Genomic DNA, 17,168 nt, shown 5'->3' with positions numbered 1-17,168 from the left:
TGTCACTTCCCGCGCCGGCAGGTCGTCTCGTACAGATTCCGGTACTGCCGGTCGGCGAATTCGAGCTTGGCCAGCGCGCGTCCGGTCTCCAGGGCCGTCTCGTGCGGGATCAGCCGCGGTGTGCCGACGGCCTCGGCCATCAGCTGGGACGCGGCGGCCCGCTCCATCACGATGAACAGCCAGATCGCCTCGCCCAGGGAGCGGCCCCCGGCCAGGAAGCCATGATTCTGCATGATCACGGCAGTGCCGTCGCCCATGGCCTCGATGACCTCCTTGCCCTCCTGGCGCGCGTTGACCAGACCGGTGAACCGGTCGTACAGGCCGTGCCGCCGGTAGAGGACGCAGGCGTCCTGAGTGATCGGATCGAGCAGTCGGCCCAGGGACGACCAGGTCTTGCCGTACATCGAGTGGGTATGGGCGAAGGCCACCAGGTCCGGCCGGTCGCGATGCAGTTCACCGTGGAGCGGGTCCACCGAGGGATTGAGCTCGCCCGAGCCCTGAAGGACGGTGCCCCGCGCCCCGACGAGGAGCAGATCGTCGACCCTCACATGGTGGAAGTCCAGACCGAAGGGATTGACCCAGTAGGCATCCGGGTCCTCCGGGTCGCGCACGCTCACATGGCCCGCGATGCCCTCGCTGTAGCCCAGCTCCGCGAGCAGATGGATCCCCTCCACCAGAGACTGCCGCAGCACATCGCGCTCGCCTCGGTCCGGCATGGTGCGTCCTCACTTTCCAGAAGCGTCGTATACGCAGCGAAAGCCGACTTCGTTGTGCCGGTCGGTGAGCAGGTCCTTACCCCGGTAGAAGGTCGACAGGCAGACCGGAGGCGAGGTCCACGTCCCGCCGCGCAGCACATGGAAGGCCTCGGGACGGTTCATGAATTCCTGCCCCGAACGCCCCTTGAAGAAGGGAGCCATATCGGCCCGGGTGAAGAAATTGGTGCGGGTGAGCTCCCAGACGTTCCCCGCCATGTTGAGGACGCCGTAGGGGCTCGCGCCGGCCGGATGGGAGTCGGCCGCGACCACCGGGCGCTCGGGCCAGGAGACGGTGGTGGTGACGAGCAGCTCCTCCAGTTCCGCGAGATTCCGGATGTCATCGCGGCCGTATGCCGTGAAGACGCTTTGTGTCTTGTCATTGCTCCAATCGTCGCCCCATGGATAGATCCGGCCGTCGGTTCCGCGGGCGGCCTTCTCCCATTCGTTCTCCGAGGGCAGCCGGCCGCCGGCCCAGCGGGCGAACGCGTAGGCGTCGTACCAGTCGACCCCGACCACCGGGAAGTCCGGCCCGTTGAACCGAGGATCGTGCCAGTGCGCCGGTGTGTAGTCCTTGCCGTCGGGCTCATCGGGGTGGGCGAAGTCCCTGGAGCCACTCACCGCGTCGAGGAATTCCGCGTACCGGGCGTTGGTCACCGTGGTCCGGTCGATGTAATACGCGGGAAGTTCCTCGGCGCGCAGCGGATTGTCGGTGTTGTCCATCTGGAAGGGGCCGATGTCGTTCACCCGGGCCCCGGCGATGAAGGGCCCGGCCGGAATCAGTACGGCATCGCGCAGGTCCGGTTCGCGTCTGGCGGAGTCCACCGTGGCCCGCAGCCGGGCGAAGTGGCGGTCCTCCAGCTCGCGGAGTTCGTCCGGATCGGTGGAGTCGAAGAAGTCGAGCAGGGCGCGCTTGGTGAAGGCGGCACCGCAGCCCACGGGCTTGCGGGCGTAGGCGGGCTTGGTGAAGTTGCTGGGCCAGCCGGAGATGCGGATCATGTGGCCCACCGCCTCCGGGACCCGGTGCTCTCCGGCGACCTTGATGGCGGTGAAGGCCACCCAGTCGACGTCGTCGTGGATCGCCTCGGTGATTGCCGCCCGTGCCTCGGGCGCGTCGGCGAACCGGGCGGCGAGGGTCTCCACGGCGAGCCGCCTGACGTTCCAGTCCCCGTGCCCGACCGCCCACTCGGCCAGTTCCTTCAGCGAGAGGTCGCCGTCGTCGGCTTCGGTCAGCGCCTTTTCTATCCGCTGGATCCGATCGCGGTAATCCTGGCCCTGAAGGGAGTTTATCGATTCCTCGTTCAAGAGTCCGTGCAGCATTGTCCCACCCACCCTCGTACACACTGCCCCGACGGGGTGCCGGGCGAATACGGAGATCCGCCCGGCGCCCCTTACTATCGGTCGCGACGATTACCACTTCGTCGCGGCCTCACCCGCCTCGCGGGAAGCCAGGAAGTCCTCGGCTGTCATCCTCAGTCACCTCCATTCGCTCGCCGGTAGGAGTTTTCCAAGCCACGCGCACGGCGTGGCCACTCATGGGCGCCCGAGGGCGCGGTGACGAGAAGGTCTCCCGTTTCGAAGATTCCTGAGAGAGATGCCCACCGGCCGCGACAGCACCGGGCCGGGGGTCTTGTCAGTGACAGGCGCCGTGGGTCAGCGGCGCACCATGGTCATCTGCATCTTCGAATGAGTCCGAGAAGATCGGACACCCAGGAAATCAGCGGCACTACACTTCCTCCGTTGCGTGACGTCCAGCATCCGCTCGGGGAGTCGCATGTACACCTCACGGCACTATAGGGATCCGTCACCTCGGTCACAACGGATGTGAGCCAAAAAGCCTTTCGGCTTTATGTAATCTTGGTGTTCAAGCTGAAATGAGTATTCCATTCCGGTTGTGTTTCGATCTTCGCGTCGGCCCGCGGTCGTGTGCCCGGCGGTGCGGCCCGCCACCGGCACGCTCTAGGATCGGTCGGTGACCGCCGTGAAACAGCAGACCAGCAGGGACCAAGCGGCACCGGGGCGGAAGCGCTCGGACGGTGCCGGCCGGAGCGCCACCGTCAAGGACGTGGCGACGCTCGCCGGGGTCTCCCCGAAGACCGTGTCGAATGTGATCAACGGCTTTGTGCATGTGTCCCCGGCGACCCGGGAGCGGGTCCAGCGGGCCATCCGGGAGCTCGGCTACCGGCCCAACCGGGTGGCCCGCAACCTCCGCCGAGGCAGCACCGGCATGATCGGGCTGGTCCTGCCCGAACTGGACGTCCCGTACTTCGCCGAGCTGGGACGCCACTTCCTCACCACGGCCGAGGAACACGGCCGCACCCTGCTGATCGAGCAGACCCTGGGCGACCGCGAGCGGGAGGCGGCGGTGATCCACGGCCTCGGCGACCAGGTCGTGGACGGCATGGTGGTGAGCCCGCTCGCCCTGCACGGCAGCGCGCTGGCGAATCACCTCGGCACCGTGCCGCTCGTGCTCATCGGCGAACGCCCCAGCGGCGGCCTCGCCGACCATGTGGTGATCGACAACGTGGCCGCCGCCAAGGAGGCCGTGGCCCATCTGGTGGCCGGCGGGCGCCGCAGGATCGCCGCCATCGGCGTCCAGCCCGAGCCGTACATCGGCACCCCGCTGCTGCGCAGGACCGGCTACCGCCAGGCCCTGGAGGAGGCCGGGCTGCCGCTGGACCCCCTCCTGGAGCGCGAGACCCCCCGCTACCACCTGGCCGAGGGCGCCCGGGCGATGGCGGCGCTACTGGACCGGCCCGAACCGCCGGACGCCGTGTTCTGCTTCAACGACGCGCTCGCCCTCGGCGCGCTGCGCACCCTGTACGAGCGCGGACTGCGGGTGCCGGACGACATGGCCGTGATGGGCTTCGACGACATCGAGGCCGCGCGCTACAGCACACCGAGCCTGAGCACCGTGGCACCGGACAAGAGCGCCATCGCCCGGCACGCCGTCGATCTGCTGCTGGAGCGGATCGGGACACCGGACCGCCCGGCCCAGGAGGTCGTCGTCGGCCACACCCTGCACACCCGCGAGTCCACCGAGGGCGGTATCGCCACTGTCGCTCACTGACCTCCCAGACCCGTGGTGGCCACCGACTTCACGATCTGACGCTGGAACAGCATGAAGACGATGAGTAGCGGGATGGAGCCGAGGATCGAGGCGGCCGACTCCTGGGCGTTCCGGAGCCCGGTGGAGTCCTTCACGGTCGACAGCCCCACCGGCAGCGTCATCAGCTGCGGATCGCTCGTGCTGATGAACGGCCAGAGGAAGTTGTTCCAGGTGTTGATGAAGACGAAGATGGCCACCGCCGCGAGGATCGGCCGGGACAGCGGCAGCACCACGCTCCAGAACACCCGGAAGCTGCCCGCGCCGTCGATCCGGGCCGCCTCCTCCAGCTCACGCGGAATGCCGTCGAAGAACTTCTTCAGGATGAACACCATCGCGGGCGCCACCACCTGCGGCAGGATCACCGCCGCATAGGTGTCGACGAGGTTCATCGCGAGCATCTGCCGGAACAGCGGCACGATCAGGATCTGCGGCGGCACCATGATCGAGGCGACGGTGACGGCGAAGAGCACCCGGCGGCCGCGGAAGAGCGTCCGCGAGAACGCGTACGCCGCCATCGCCGAGATGGCCACGGTGATGGCCGTGACGCACACGGCGATCACCACGCTGTTCACCGCCCACACCGGCAGATTGCCCTGGCCGAAGATGGTCCGGTAGGCGTCGAGGGTGAAGCCCGCCTTGGGGATCCAGTCGGTGCCCGACGCGCTCGCGTCGACCTCCGTCTTGAACGAGGTGTCCACCCCCCAGCCGAACGGCACCAGCCAGACCACCGTCATCAGCGCGAGCGCCAGCAGCGTCAGCACACGGGGGAGGGGGCCCGCCCCGAGCGAGGGGTGCCAGGCATGGCCGCCGTAGCGGCGCCGCCGGACCACCTCCCGGGGCATGGTCGAGCGGGGCTTTCCGGGGGTACGGGGGGAGAGTGTCTCGGTGGTCATGGCGCGCTCAGTCCTCCCTGCGCGAGAAGATCTTCAGCTGGGCGATCGAGAGGATGATGATGAGCCCGAAGAACACATACGACACCGCCGAGGCATAGCCGAGCCGGTAGTTGGTGAAGCCGGTGTCGTAGATGTACTCCAGGATCGGCCTGGTGGCCCCGTTCGGGCCGCCCTTGGTCAGCAGATAGATCTGGTCGAACACCTTCAGCGACGCCATCACCTGCAACACCGCGATCAGCCCGGTGGTCCGGCGCAGCTGCGGCAGGGTGACCGACCACAGCCGGCGCCATGCCCCGGCGCCGTCCAGCGCGGCCGCCTCGTAGAGGTGGTCGGGGATCGCCTGCAGCGCGGCCAGGTAGAGCAGGAAGTTGAAACCCACGGTCCACCACAGGGTCACCAGCGCGATGGACCACATCGCGTACTTCTCGTCCGTCAGCCAGGCGATGCCGTCGATCCCGAAGATCTTCAGCAGGCCGTTGAGCATCCCCCGGTCCGGCTGGAACAGCATGCTCCAGATCTGGTAGACCACCGCGACCGGCAGCAGATGCGAGGCGAAGAAGGCCAGCCGCCACAGCCACTGCCCCGGCATCCCCGTGTACACCAGCAGGGCCATCACCAGGGCGACGAGCACGAGGGGGACGGTGGTCAGGACGGTGAACCAGACCGTGTTGCCGAGGGTCTGCCACACCTGGCTGTCGCCGAACGCCTCGGTGTAGTTGTCCAGGCCGACGAGGGTGTTGTCACCGTGTCCGGTCAGGCTGGCGTTGGTGAAGCTCATCCACAGGCCGATGCCGATCGGCACGATCAGGAAGAGCGTGAAGAACACCAGGAAGGGGGTGGCGAAGAGCCACCCGGCGCGGCCCGACCGAAGCCGGTCCGTGGCGGCGGCCCGCCGGAATCCGGGGCGCCGGGATCCGGCCGCGGCCCGCCGCGCGGGCGTGGAGACGGAAGCCATGACATCGCTCCTTTCCATTGCGACTCCGTCGCGATCAGGCCGGATTCGGCTGGGCCAGCAGGGTGTTGATCTGGGAGGCCATCGTGCGCACCGCGCTCTGCGCGGACGACGAGCCGCCGAGCGCGGGATCGAGCGCCTGGCACATCCGGGTCTGGAAGTCCGAGCCGGAGCCCGCGAACCACACCGGCGGGTCGAGCACGAGCTGCTTCGCGGCGCCCGCGTACTCCGACTGCGGGCGCAGCTTCGCGTACTCCTTGGACGAGACGGCCGGTGTGTACGCGGGGATGTGGCCCGCCGAGGCCCAGGTCAGCCCGGACCGGACCAGCTCGGCGACGAACCGGTGGGCGCGCCGCCTGCGCTCCGGATCCGGGTTGTCCTGGTGCGGCAGCACCAGGGCGTGGCTGTCCGAGGCCCCGGCCGGACGGTCGTAGAAGGTGGGGATGGGGGAGCCGCCCAGCTTGTCCTTCAGGGCCGACTTGTAGGTGGCCATGTCCCACTCGCCCGAGAAGATCATCGGCGAGCGGCCGTTGGCGAAGGCGGCGATGGCCGTCTGGACGTCCATGGTGCGGCTGTCGCGCGTCAGGTCGGCCATGAAGCGCACCACCTCGACGGCGGTGTCCTCGTCGATCTCGGCCCGCTTCCCCGTGAGGTCGAAGGTGGCGCCGGTCTGGCTGAACAGCGTCCAGAACATCCGCCAGCCCATCGCCGCGTCGTTGGCGTGGCCGAAGACGGGCCCGAGCTTGCCGCCGTCCTTGCGGAGCTTGTCCATCAGCTCCAGGGCGTGTTTCGGCGATTCGAAGGGCACCAGCCGCCCGTCACCGGTGAGCAGCCCCGCCTTGTCCAGGACGTCCCGGTCGAAGAAGACGACGAACGGGTGGGTGTCCAGCGGAACGGCGTACGGGGCGCCCTCGTACAGACTCCGCTTGATGAGCGTCTTGTTGAGGTCCTCCTGCTTCAGGCCGAACTCGGCCAGCAGATCCATGTCCCACGGGTCGAGCAGCCCACCGGGGGCGTAGCCCGCCAGCCGGGTCAGGTGCATGATCGCCACATCCGGCGAACGGCCACCGGCCGAGGCCATCGCCAGCTTGGTGTAGTACGGCGGGCCCCAGTCCAGCACCGTCGTCCTGACCTTGAGACCCGGGACGCGCTTCTCCACGTTCCGCGTCATGGTCTTCATCAGTTCGCCGTCGGGGCCGGTGAACAGGGTCCAGTACTCGATCTCGTCGGCGCTCCGCACGCTTCCGGCGATCGAACCGCAGCCGCTGAGCGCGGACGCAGAGACGGCGGCCCCCGCCCCGTACACCGCGCCTCTCAGCAGACCACGCCGTGACAGTCCGCTCATCGCCCCTCCTCACCGGCCGGGCGCTCGAAGGCGGCCGGGCGCTGCTGTGCGGCGCGCAGCCGCTCCACGTCCAGCTTGTGGCTCCGGTCGAAGCGGTAGACGCCGTTCTGCTCCTGGAACACATCGGTGAGCTGGGTGTAGCAGTAGCCGAACATCAGGGGGTCGTCGAGCAGCGCCCCGGTCAGCCCCGCGAAGCGGGTCTGGAACTCCTCCTCGGTCCGCGGCCGCTGCCCGTACCCCCAGGACACCTCGCGGTCGTCACCGGCCGCGGCGTCCGCCTCCTCCGGATTCCACCAGATGCCGCCGAACTCGCTGCAGAAGTAGGGCTGGCCGCGGTACGGCAGCGACCACACCGCGTCGGTGTCCTTCCTTCCGGGGTTCCCCCGGTTGTCGGGGTTGAGATACGGGTCGTCCTTGTCCAGCCCCGCCATCTGGCGGCGGAACGCCTCCGGGTCCTGCTCATAGCTGTGCGAGTCGTACACATCGGTCTCGGCCACGCGGTGGGAGTAGCCGGAGGCGTCCAGCACCGGACGGGAGGTGTCGGCGGCCTTGGTGGCCAGGAACATGCCCCGGGTGACATCGTCCAGGACGGTCTGCCGGTCGTGGAGCTCCTGGTGCGTCTCGTTGAGCGGGCACCAGCCCACGATCGACGGATGCGAGTAGTCCCGCTCCACGGCCTCCAGCCACTGGGCGATGAATCCGGCGGTGGGCTGCTGGTTGTCCGCCGTGGTGCGCCCGGTGCTGGCTCCCCAGTCGCCGAACTCGCCCCAGACGAGATAGCCGAGCCGGTCCGCGTGGTGCAGGAAACGCTCCTCGAACACCTTCTGGTGCAGCCGCGCCCCGTTGAACCCCGCGGCCAGCGACAGCTCGATGTCCCGGACGAGGGCGGCGTCGTCGGGCGCGGTCATCAGCCCGTCCGGGTACCAGCCCTGGTCCAGGACGAGCCGCTGGAAGACCGGGCGGCCGTTGAGCAGCAGCCGCTTGCCGTCGATGGCCACCGACCGCAGCCCGGCGGTGCACTCGGCGCGGTCCACGGCCTCGCCGGCACCGTCCAGCAGCTCGATCCGCACCCGGTACAGATGGGGGTCCTCCGGAGACCACGGCCGGCGCCGGTCCTCGGGCAGCGTGAGCACCAGACGGGGGGCCAGATCCAGGTCGGCGCGGACGCTCGCCTCGGCCACCGTCCCGCCGTCCGCGTCGCTCACCCGGGCCGTGATCCGGTGGCCCGGGCGGTTGGCGCTGAGCGGCAGTTCGAGGTGGAAGGCCCCGGACGCGAGGTCGGGGGTGATCCGCGGCCTGCGCAGATGGGCCTCGGGCACCGGCTCCGCCCACACCGTCTGCCAGATGCCGGTGGTGCGGGTGTAGTGGCAGTCGGTGTTGGCGTAGTCGGTGGCCTGCTTGCCGCGCGCCTGAGTGCCGTGGCGGGCGTCCCGGGCCCGTACCACGATCACCACCTCCGCGTCGCCGCCGGTCGCGCCCGCCACCACGCCGAGATCGGCGGTGAAGGAGGTGAAGCCGCCGCTGTGCCGGGCCACTTCGCGGCCGTCGGCCCACACGGTGGCGTCGTGGTCGACGGCCCCGAAGTGCAGCAGCACCCGCCGGCCGGCCCAGCCCGCCGGTATCCGGACCGTGCGCCGGTACCAGACCGCGGGGTGGAAGTCGGTGTCCCCGATCCCCGACAGCTCGGACTCGGGGCAGAACGGGACCAGGATCCGCCCCTCCAGCTCCTGGTGCACCAGGCCGCGCTCGAGTCCGCTGTCGCCGGGGTCGAAGGCGAACTGCCAGGCGCCGTTGAGATTGAGCCAGTCCTCACGGACGAAACTGGGCCGGGGATATTCGGGTCGTGGAACGTCGTTCGACACTCCGGGCGAGGTGATGTCCGGGTGGGCCATGGGATCTCCGGGAGGGCGGGGGATTTGACCGGGCAGGGGTATGCCATCACCCGTTTACATCGATGTAAAGATCCCGCGCAGCAACTTTTGCCATGACCTCGGACGGCCGTCGGTGGGCGTGGCTAGATCTCGCCCTTCCTCACCTTGTACAGCTCGACGTCCTTGTTGGCGAAAAGGTGCACATAGCCGCAGTTCCAGCAGATCAACCCGGTGGCGGATTCGTTGGCCCAGCCGAACTTGAACAGCTCCATGCCGGTGCTGTTGAGCTTCACCTCGCGATCCCGGAAGAGATCGCCCTTGCAGAACACACATGTGATCCACACGTCCCCGATAGCCGCATGTACAGGCTTGGCCACGCTCTCTCACCTTTTCCGGCCACCGAAGTGGCCCCCGTCTCGAGTCAACAACGGTGATCAGCATAGGACGGGGGCCCACTCGGCCGGTCAGCCGCGATAGGTGTGCAGATAGTCGAAGCGCGCGACCGCGCCCGCGGTGTTCTGCGCGAGCAGGCCGATCCTGAGTTTGCTCACGGTCGGCAGGGTCCAGACGCCGGTGTGGACCCAGTGCACACCGTCCGTGCTGGTGGCGGCGTGCACCTCGGTCTCGTCCCGTGCGGTGTCGGCGTGGTACGACAGCCGCATCCACAGCGTGTCCGCGGCCGGGCCGCCGAACATCGGCCCGTAGGCCACCGGCGTCGGCGGTGTGGTGGTGGGACGCTCGCCCTCCTTCGCGAACTCGGTGACATGCGTGGCCTTCCCGTCGGCGTGGCTCACCGGGAGCACCGCGTGCACCAGCTTGACGTAGCGGTCGTCGGTTCCGTACAGCACCAGCCCGGCCTGCTGATTGGTCCGTCCCGGGGCGAACCGGAGCCTGGTCTCCACGGTGTAGTCGCCCGGGGGAGCGTCCCGGGTCAGCACCGACGCCGTATTGGTGCCGAGATAGAGCTCGGCACCCTGAGTGGGCCAGGAGAGGGCGCCATCGGACATCGCGACACCGGACGCCGGTCCGCGCACCCAGGACCATGGAGAATCCGCGGTGGTGCCGGGGACGGTGGCGGTGTCGAAGTCATCGCTGTAGGCGGGCAGCGGCGGGCCCGGCACATGGTCGGGGACGCGGCTGGTGACCGGTGTGTGGAGCGCCGCCGCCCCCACGTTGTCGGCCGCCGCACCGGCGCCCCGGGCGGCCACGCCGACCTTGCCGGAGCGGACCGCCGCCGCGGGCAGCGGCCGCTCCTGGGTGGCCACCGCGTCCCGCAGCCGGTCCGCGCTCACCTCCACGGTCAACCGGGTGCCACGGATCTCCGCCGCCACGTTGTGCCAGGTGTCCCAGGCGAAGTCCGGCGGCAGCGGGGTCGTACGGGTGCCACGGCTGCGGCCGTCGACCCGTACGTCCGTCACCAGTGCGTCGCGCCGCCGGTCCAGCCACGCCACCACGAAGTCGTCCGGGCCGGTGTAGCCGACCAGCAGCCCGGCCGCGCCGGTGGCCGAGGTGACCCGCAGATCGGCCTCGGCGCGCCGGGCCGCCGGGGCGGAGCGGTCCGATACCAGGTAGGCGGGGCCGGTGGGATTCCCGCGCGGTGTGACGAAGCCTCGGGCGTCCTGCTCATGGCCGACGCTCCAGCCGTCGGTGCCGGTGTCGCCACCGCCGTGCCACCCCTTCAGCGAGCCGTCGTTGAAGGTGCCGCCCGCGGCCCAGGAGGCCACCGGGGCCCGCTGCGCGCCCTGGGAGGCGTCGGCCCCCGCCCGTACCACCGGCCAGCCGTCGATCCAGTCCAGCCGGTCCATCAGCATCGGCCGCTTGGACAGCTTCAGGGTGCCGCCCGCGGCCGGTTTCAGATCCGGGTCGTCGGAGGAGATGGCGTGGTAGACGAGCCAGTCCTGGCCGGCCAGATCGGTCTGGAGGGCGTTGTGCCCGGGGCCGATCCAGCCGTTGCCGTTCGCGGTCAGCACCACACCGCCCTTACTGGTGGCGGCAGTCAGCGGAACACCCTGGTCGTCCACGAAGGGCCCGGTCGGGCTGGTCGCCCGGCCGACCTTGACCTGATAGCCGCTGTAGGCGCCGTCGCAGCAGCCCGCGTCGGAGTAGAACAGGTAGTAGTGGCCACCGCGCCGGACGACGAACCCGCCCTCCATCCGGCGGCCCTGCGCCACTTCGGTCACCGCACCCTCGATGCGGGTGCGGGCGGCGTTCATCTTCGCCACGCAGATCGTGTCGTAGCTGCCCCAGTACAGATACGGTTGACCGCCCTCGTCCGTGAACTGGGCCTGGTCGATGTTGCCGGTGGCGCAGCCGCTCGGCGAGGGCAGCACGGCTCCCCGGTCGGTCCAGGGGCCGGTGGGGGTGGGCGCGGTCGCCACTCCGACGGTGTTCTCGGAGGACACCGAGTAGTAGAGGTTGTAGTGGCCGTTCACATAGCGGATGTCGGGGGCCCACAGCCGGGCGCCCTTGTGCCAGGCGGGTTTGGTCTCCGGGGTGAAGACCTCCCCGGCGTACTCCCAGTGCGCCAGGTCGGCCGAGCGGAGGATGGGCAGCATCCGCTCACCGTCCTCGCCCTTGCTCTGGAACACCGGGTTCTGGGTGCCGTACGCGTACCACAGGCCGTCCTTGCCCCGGATCATCACCGGGTCGGGGAAGGTGTCGACCACTCCGGCCGTGAGGGGGTTCTGGTAGGTGGGCGCCTGGTGGGCCGTCGTGCTGTGCTCCGCCGCCGGGCGCTGGGCGGCCGTCGCCCGGGCCGCGGGCAACAGTCCGGTCAGCAGGGCGCACAGCAGCGCGGCGACGAGAGTGCCGGGGCTGTGCCGAGGGCTCCGGCTACGGATTCGTCTACGGCTTCGTCTCATCTACGCGGTCCCTTCCGGCTCGAAGGAGCTCAGGCTCGGGTCGTAGTCCAGATCTCCGATGTCGAACATCGGGGTCATCCAGTGGTAGAAGTTGTCGCCGCGCTCCCGCAGCAGGTCGTACAGGCGGCGCATCAGACGGCGGCGCACGGGCAGCAGCTCGGGGTGCTCATAGCGGTTGGTCAGCTCATGGGGGTCGGTGTCCAGGTCGTACAGCTCGTTGACCGACTCGGGGTTGACGATGAGCTTGTGGCGCTCGTCGCGGATCATCCGCTGCGGATACGGGAAGTGGTGGCCGTGGAACTCGGCGAGCAGCTCGGCCGGCCACCGCGGATGTTCACCCCGCACCAGTGGCACCAGGCTCCGGCTGTCCACGGCCGGTGAGGTGTCGCAGCCCGCGAGGTCCAGGATGGTGGCGGTGCAGTCGGTGAGGCTGACGAACTCCTGGCGCACCTGGGGGGCTTCCCCGGGGACGCGGATGATGCCGGGGATGCGGTAGATGTCCTCGTACATCGCCGGGCCCTTGTCGTGCAGCCGGTGGGCGCCGGTGAACTCGCCGTGGTCGGCGGTGAAGAACACCGAGGTGTCATCGGCCAGCCCGAGTTCGTCGAGGCGGGTGAGGATGCGCCCGATCTGCTCGTCGATCAGCGTGACATAGCCCCAGTAGACCGCGATCAGCTTGCGGGTCACCTCGATGGGGATGGTGTCGAAGGTCCAGTGGGCGCTGTAGTTGCGCTGTACCGGTGGCTTTCCCTCGAAGGTCTCGGCGATCGAGACGGGCAGGTCCACCAGGTCGGGGTCGTAGCGGTCGAAGTACGCGTCGGGCAGCAGATACGGCAGATGCGGTCCGAAGAAGTGGGTGGCCAGGAAGAACGGCCGCCCGTCCGCGGCGTAGCGCTCCAGCTGCTCGATGGCGCGGGTGGCCAGATAGTGCTCGAAGGTGGCCTCCACCGGCTGGTGCAGCCGCGCCGCCAGCAGATTGCCCGGATTGCCGTTGGGCGTGGTGCCGCGTACGGAATCGGATATCCGGTACGGCGGCAGGCCCCGCTCCTTGAGATACGCCGCGTAGTCCGGGTGGTCGACGGGGTTGTGCCAGCCGGGCAGATCGGGTCCGTCGAAGCCGTACGAGGCGGCGTTGCGGTGGGTGCCGACATGCCACTTGCCGACCAGGCCGAGCTGGTAGCCGCGCTCGGCCAGGGCGCCGGGGAAGGTGAAGGCGTCCTCGCGCAGATCCTCCAGATAGCCGACGTTGCGCTCGTAGTTGGCCAGCAGCCGGTGGCGGAAGGGCGCCTGCCCGGTGAGCAGACTGGCGCGGGCCGGGGTGCAGATGGCGGTGGGGGTGTAGCAGCGGTCGAAGCGGGTGCCGGTCGCCGCCAGCCGGTCGAGGTTCGGCGTGGCCACATGCGGATTGCCGTAACAGCCGAGGGTGTCGACGCGGTGCTGATCGGTCATCAGGAACAGCAGGTTCATCGGGCGGCCGCCTTCGCGTATAGGTCACCGGCGTAGAACGAGGACGGGTCGGGAGCCTTCGGCAGCTGCCCGGTCCGGACGAAGAATTGGCTCATGCCGTCCAGCCACTTCTCGACGGTGCCGTCCTTGGTCCTGGTCACCAGCTCGGCGGTCGTCATCGTCTTCACATGCTCCGCGTCCGCCGCGACCTTCGCCTCATCGGCCTTGAGCAGCTTCGCGGCCAGCGCGATGGACTCCTTGGGGTGCGCGGCCCGCCAGTCGTTGGCCTCCTGGAGGACCTTCACGACCTTCTGATCGCGCTCCGGCTTCGCCTTGGCGGCGGAGACGAACGCGGTGGGGAAGGAGGAGCCGGGGAGGTCCTCGGTGCTCGCCACCTCCTTCATCCCCGGCACCTTCTCCTTGATGGTGTCGATGAGCGGATACCAGATCCCGGCGCCGTCGATCTGCCCGGAGGAGAACGCGGAGACCACGGTGGGCGCGTCCATCACCACCTTCGAGATGTCCTTCATGGTCATCCCGGCCTTCTGGAGCGCCAGATTGAGCGCCATCTCACCGGAAGTGCCCTCCGGGACGCCGACCTTCTTCCCTCTCAGACCCTGGATCGAGGTGATACCGGGCCTGGCGATGACCCGGTCGGCGTAGGTGAGGGTGTCGATGGCCACGATGGTGGCCTTGCCGGAGGCGGGCAGCCACAGGGCGCCAGGCCCGATGTAGCCGTAGTCGAGATTGCCGGTGCGCAGGGCCTGGATCTGGACCGGGCCGTTGACGAACACCTTGGGCTCGGCGGTCAGGCCGTGCTTCTTCCACAGACCCCGCTCCTCGGCGATGGCCAGCAGGCTCGCGCCGTTGTAGTCGGCGATATAGCCGAACCTGACCGCGGAGCCGCCGCCGCCGGAGGACGAACACGCCGCCACCGACAGTGCCGCCCCGGTTGCGGAGAGTGAGATCATGAAGTCGCGTCGGCTCATCCTCATCTCGGGTGAGTCCTTTCGGGAAGAAGTGCGGTCGGTGAGTGAGGTCAGGCGGCGGAGCCGGCCGGTGACTGGTGGTAGACGTCGGTCCAGACGTCGTTGCGGATGCGCGCGAACTCCGCGGAGAGCCGCATCTCCTCGGTCCGCGGGTAGGGGAGGTCCACATCGATGACCCGGTGGATCCGGCCGGGCCTCGCGGCCATCACGACCACCCGGCCGGCCAGATACACCGCCTCGTCGACGTCATGGGTGATGAACAGGACGGTGCGCCGCTCCTGAGTCCAGGTGTCCAGCAACTGGTCCTGCAACTGCACCCGGGTCAGCGCGTCCAGCGCCCCGAACGGCTCGTCCATCAGCAGGACTTCGGGGTCCACGGCGTAGGCCCGGGCGATGGCGCAGCGCTGTTTCATCCCCCCGGAGAGGGTCTTGGGCAGGGCGTCGGCGAAGTCGGCGAGCCCGACCAGCTCGATGGCGTGATCGGCGCGCCGCCGGCGCTCCGCGGCGGGGACGTGTGCCAGCTTCAGCCCGAACTCGACATTGCCGCGCACCGTCAGCCACGGGAACAGCGCGTACTGCTGGAAGATCACCCCGCGGTCCGGCCCCGGCCCGGCGACCGGCGTGCCGTCCACCGTGACCGTGCCGGAGGTGGGCTCCACCAGCCCGGCCACCATGGACAGCAGGGTGGACTTGCCGCAGCCGGACGGGCCGACGACCGCGACGAACTCCCGGTCCCCGATGTCCAGGGAGACCTGACCGAGGGCGGTGAAGGTGGTGCCCTTCATCGGGTACGTCTTGACCACGTCCCGAAAAGAGATCTTGGGGCTCATCGACGCTCCTGCCACGCGGTGAGACGGTGTTCGGCCAGCAGCAACAGCCGGTCCATGACCAGGCCGATGACACCGATGCTGATCAGACCCACGAAGATCGTGGGAACGTCGTAGTAGGTCTGGGCGTGGACCATCTCGAAACCGAGACCCTTCTGGGCGCCGATCATCTCGGCCGCCACCACGGTCGCCCAGGCCGCGCCGAGCCCGATGCGCATGCCCACCAGGATGAACGGCGTGGACGCCGGGATGACCACCTTGAGGAAGACGGTCCGGTCCGAGGCGCCGAGCACCCGCGCCGCGTCGATCAGCGTCCGGTCCACTCCGGTCACCCCCTGGAAGGCGGCCACCACACAGGACATGAACGCCGCCAGGAAGATGACGAAGATCTTCGGTGTCTCGCCGATGCCCATCAACACGATCACCAGCGGGATCAGCGCGAGTGGCGGGATCGTGCGGAAGAACTGGACGTACGGCTCCAGCAGGCCCCGGGCCACCGGATACCAGCCCATCAGAAATCCCACGGGCACGGCGACCAGGGTGCCCAGCGCGAACCCCAGGAGCACCCGCTGGAGGCTGGCCAGCGCGTCCTCGGTGAGGGTTCCGTCGGAGAGCAGTTCCCGCGCTCGGGAGCTCACGGAGAGCGGTCCGGGAATGTCCGCGAGCCCCGCCGCGGCGGTCAGCGCCCAGAGGGCGATGGCCAGGACGAGGGCGATCAGATTGAACACGAGGGGGTGGACGGTGCGTCGTGCGCCGCGTGGCGCTTGCGGTGTCGTGGGGGTCTTCTCGGGCGCGGTGACCACCGTCATGGACGCCTCGCGGGGTACATGGGTCCTCCTCTTCGGCCCGGGACCGGGCCGGATCAGCCCGGACGGGCCGGGTAATGGCTGAGCAGGGGGGATTCACGCAGGACAAGGGCGATACCGCCCAGGGCGCCGCCGGCCTCGCCGAGCGCCGCCGGCCTCAGGTCCACACGGTCCCGTGAGATCGGCATGATGTGTGCGCGCAGCGCCCGTTCGACCGGCTCGAAGAGCGGTGGGCCGGCCGCGGCGAGTTCGCCTCCGAGCACGATGACCCCGGGGCCGATCGCGTTGCACACCGCCGCCAGCACGGTGCCGATATGGGTGCCGGCCGCCTCCAGCGTGCGCAGCGCCACCGGATCGCCGGCCTCCAGCGCCCCGAGGAGCGCGGCCAGGCCGTCCGCGTGGCCGCCCGCGCGGCGGTAGGCGGCGAGCACGGCGCCCACCGAGGCCACCGTTTCCAGGCAGCCGGTGGCGCCGCACGAACATCGTCCGTCGCCCGACTCGACCGCGATGTGCCCGAACTCGCCGGACAGGCCGTACGCCCCGCGGTGCAGGGCGCCGGCCACCACCAGCCCGCCGCCCACACCGTGCGACAGCCGCAGATACAGCACGTCCTGACCGCCGGCCGCGGCGCCCCAGGTGGCCTCGGCGAGCGCGGCGAGCCGGGTGTTGTTGTCCACCAGCACCGGGGCCTCGAAGCGCTTGCGCAGCAGGGCGGGCAGCTCGGCGGAGGGCCAGGGTTGCGCGGGCCCCGTGTCGGGCCCCGCGTCGGGGTCCTCAACCGGGCCGACGACACCCACACCGATGGCGTTCAGCGCGCCCAGCCGCAGGGCCCCGTCGGCGAGCGTGCCGACCAGCCGTTCGGCCAGGGCGATCCGCTCCTCCCAGGGCAGCCCCGGGTCATGCGGTTCGCCGGCCGAACCGATCACCTCGTGGGCGACGTTGACCGCGGAGACATGCACCGCCCGGCGGGCGAAGTCGATACCGATGGCCTGGCCCGCGCTGGGGTTGAGCGTCAGCGCCTCCACCGGCCGCCCCCGCCTGCGCGGGGCCGTTCCGGGCGCCGTGGCGACCACGGCGCCGCTCTCGATCAGCTCGGTGACGATATCGCTCAAGGTGGTCCGGGAGAGCCCACTGTGCTGACCCAGTTCGGCCCGGCTGAGCGGGCCGTGTTTGCGCAACAGGTCGAGTACCAAGTCTTCGTGTCCCCGCCGTAGCCGGGCCAGGGGGCCGTCCTGATGGGGGTGCATGCCGACCAGCATGCGCACGCCAATCTATTTCGTCAACACCCCGGAATAAAAGAGGGCTCGGGCGCCGCGG

At 69.6% G+C, this 17,168-nt stretch carries 14 protein-coding genes; 1 reads left to right on the top strand and 13 read right to left on the bottom strand.

Features of this window, described 5'->3' with window-relative positions:
• Positions 1 to 2 precede the first annotated feature (2 nt).
• On the bottom strand, positions 3 to 716 hold the full coding sequence (locus JK364_RS35120; RefSeq protein WP_201855407.1) for a class II aldolase/adducin family protein: 714 nt from the start codon (positions 714 to 716) through the stop codon (positions 3 to 5).
• A 9-nt stretch (positions 717 to 725) separates the two neighbouring features.
• Positions 726 to 2,057: an SUMF1/EgtB/PvdO family nonheme iron enzyme gene (locus tag JK364_RS35115; RefSeq protein ID WP_230992968.1), complete on the bottom strand. Its 1,332-nt coding sequence runs from the start codon at positions 2,055 to 2,057 to the stop codon at positions 726 to 728.
• Positions 2,058 to 2,724: 667 nt separating this feature from the next.
• On the opposite strand from JK364_RS35115, the gene JK364_RS35110 reads away from it, so the two are divergent.
• On the top strand, positions 2,725 to 3,822 hold the full coding sequence (locus JK364_RS35110) for a LacI family DNA-binding transcriptional regulator (protein ID WP_201855405.1): 1,098 nt from the start codon (positions 2,725 to 2,727) through the stop codon (positions 3,820 to 3,822).
• Here JK364_RS35110 and JK364_RS35105 read toward each other — a convergent pair.
• The 11 genes from JK364_RS35105 to JK364_RS35055 form a co-directional block, all read right to left on the bottom strand.
• Positions 3,816 to 4,754, bottom strand: a complete 939-nt coding sequence (locus JK364_RS35105; RefSeq protein ID WP_201855404.1) for a carbohydrate ABC transporter permease — start codon at positions 4,752 to 4,754, stop codon at positions 3,816 to 3,818. The genes JK364_RS35110 and JK364_RS35105 overlap by 7 nt on opposite strands.
• A gap of 7 nt (positions 4,755 to 4,761) precedes the next feature.
• Positions 4,762 to 5,709, bottom strand: a complete 948-nt coding sequence (locus tag JK364_RS35100; protein ID WP_201855403.1) for a carbohydrate ABC transporter permease — start codon at positions 5,707 to 5,709, stop codon at positions 4,762 to 4,764.
• 34 nt (positions 5,710 to 5,743) lie between these two features.
• Positions 5,744 to 7,051 carry an extracellular solute-binding protein gene (locus JK364_RS35095; protein WP_201855402.1) on the bottom strand — a complete coding sequence of 436 codons (1,308 nt, stop codon included), beginning with the start codon at positions 7,049 to 7,051 and terminating at the stop codon, positions 5,744 to 5,746.
• Positions 7,048 to 8,943 (bottom strand): glycoside hydrolase family 2 protein, encoded by a 1,896-nt coding sequence (locus JK364_RS35090; protein ID WP_201855401.1) that lies wholly within the window; start codon positions 8,941 to 8,943, stop codon positions 7,048 to 7,050. Before JK364_RS35090 ends, JK364_RS35095 begins: the two co-directional genes overlap by 4 nt.
• A 122-nt stretch (positions 8,944 to 9,065) precedes the next feature.
• A complete protein-coding gene (locus tag JK364_RS35085) occupies positions 9,066 to 9,299 on the bottom strand; it encodes a hypothetical protein (RefSeq protein WP_201855400.1) in 234 nt (77 codons plus the stop codon).
• A gap of 87 nt (positions 9,300 to 9,386) precedes the next feature.
• A complete protein-coding gene (locus JK364_RS35080; protein WP_201855399.1) occupies positions 9,387 to 11,783 on the bottom strand; it encodes a glycoside hydrolase family 43 protein in 2,397 nt (798 codons plus the stop codon).
• Positions 11,784 to 13,250, bottom strand: coding sequence for a sulfatase family protein (locus JK364_RS35075; RefSeq protein WP_201855398.1), 1,467 nt, complete (start codon positions 13,248 to 13,250; stop codon positions 11,784 to 11,786).
• Positions 13,247 to 14,224, bottom strand: coding sequence for an aliphatic sulfonate ABC transporter substrate-binding protein (locus JK364_RS35070; protein ID WP_201855397.1), 978 nt, complete (start codon positions 14,222 to 14,224; stop codon positions 13,247 to 13,249). The genes JK364_RS35075 and JK364_RS35070 overlap by 4 nt, the downstream gene beginning before the upstream one ends.
• 44 nt (positions 14,225 to 14,268) lie before the next feature.
• Positions 14,269 to 15,048 (bottom strand): ABC transporter ATP-binding protein, encoded by a 780-nt coding sequence (locus JK364_RS35065; protein ID WP_201855396.1) that lies wholly within the window; start codon positions 15,046 to 15,048, stop codon positions 14,269 to 14,271.
• Positions 15,045 to 15,854 (bottom strand): ABC transporter permease, encoded by an 810-nt coding sequence (locus tag JK364_RS35060; protein WP_201855395.1) that lies wholly within the window; start codon positions 15,852 to 15,854, stop codon positions 15,045 to 15,047. The genes JK364_RS35065 and JK364_RS35060 overlap by 4 nt, the downstream gene beginning before the upstream one ends.
• Before the next feature lie 53 nt (positions 15,855 to 15,907).
• Positions 15,908 to 17,110: an ROK family transcriptional regulator gene (locus JK364_RS35055; protein ID WP_201855489.1), complete on the bottom strand. Its 1,203-nt coding sequence runs from the start codon at positions 17,108 to 17,110 to the stop codon at positions 15,908 to 15,910.
• Positions 17,111 to 17,168 lie beyond the last annotated feature (58 nt).

Source organism: Streptomyces endocoffeicus (genome assembly GCF_016741935.1).
Taxonomy (GTDB): Bacteria; Actinomycetota; Actinomycetes; order Streptomycetales; family Streptomycetaceae; genus Streptomyces; species Streptomyces endocoffeicus.
This window is presented reverse-complemented; position numbering and strand designations above follow the sequence as displayed.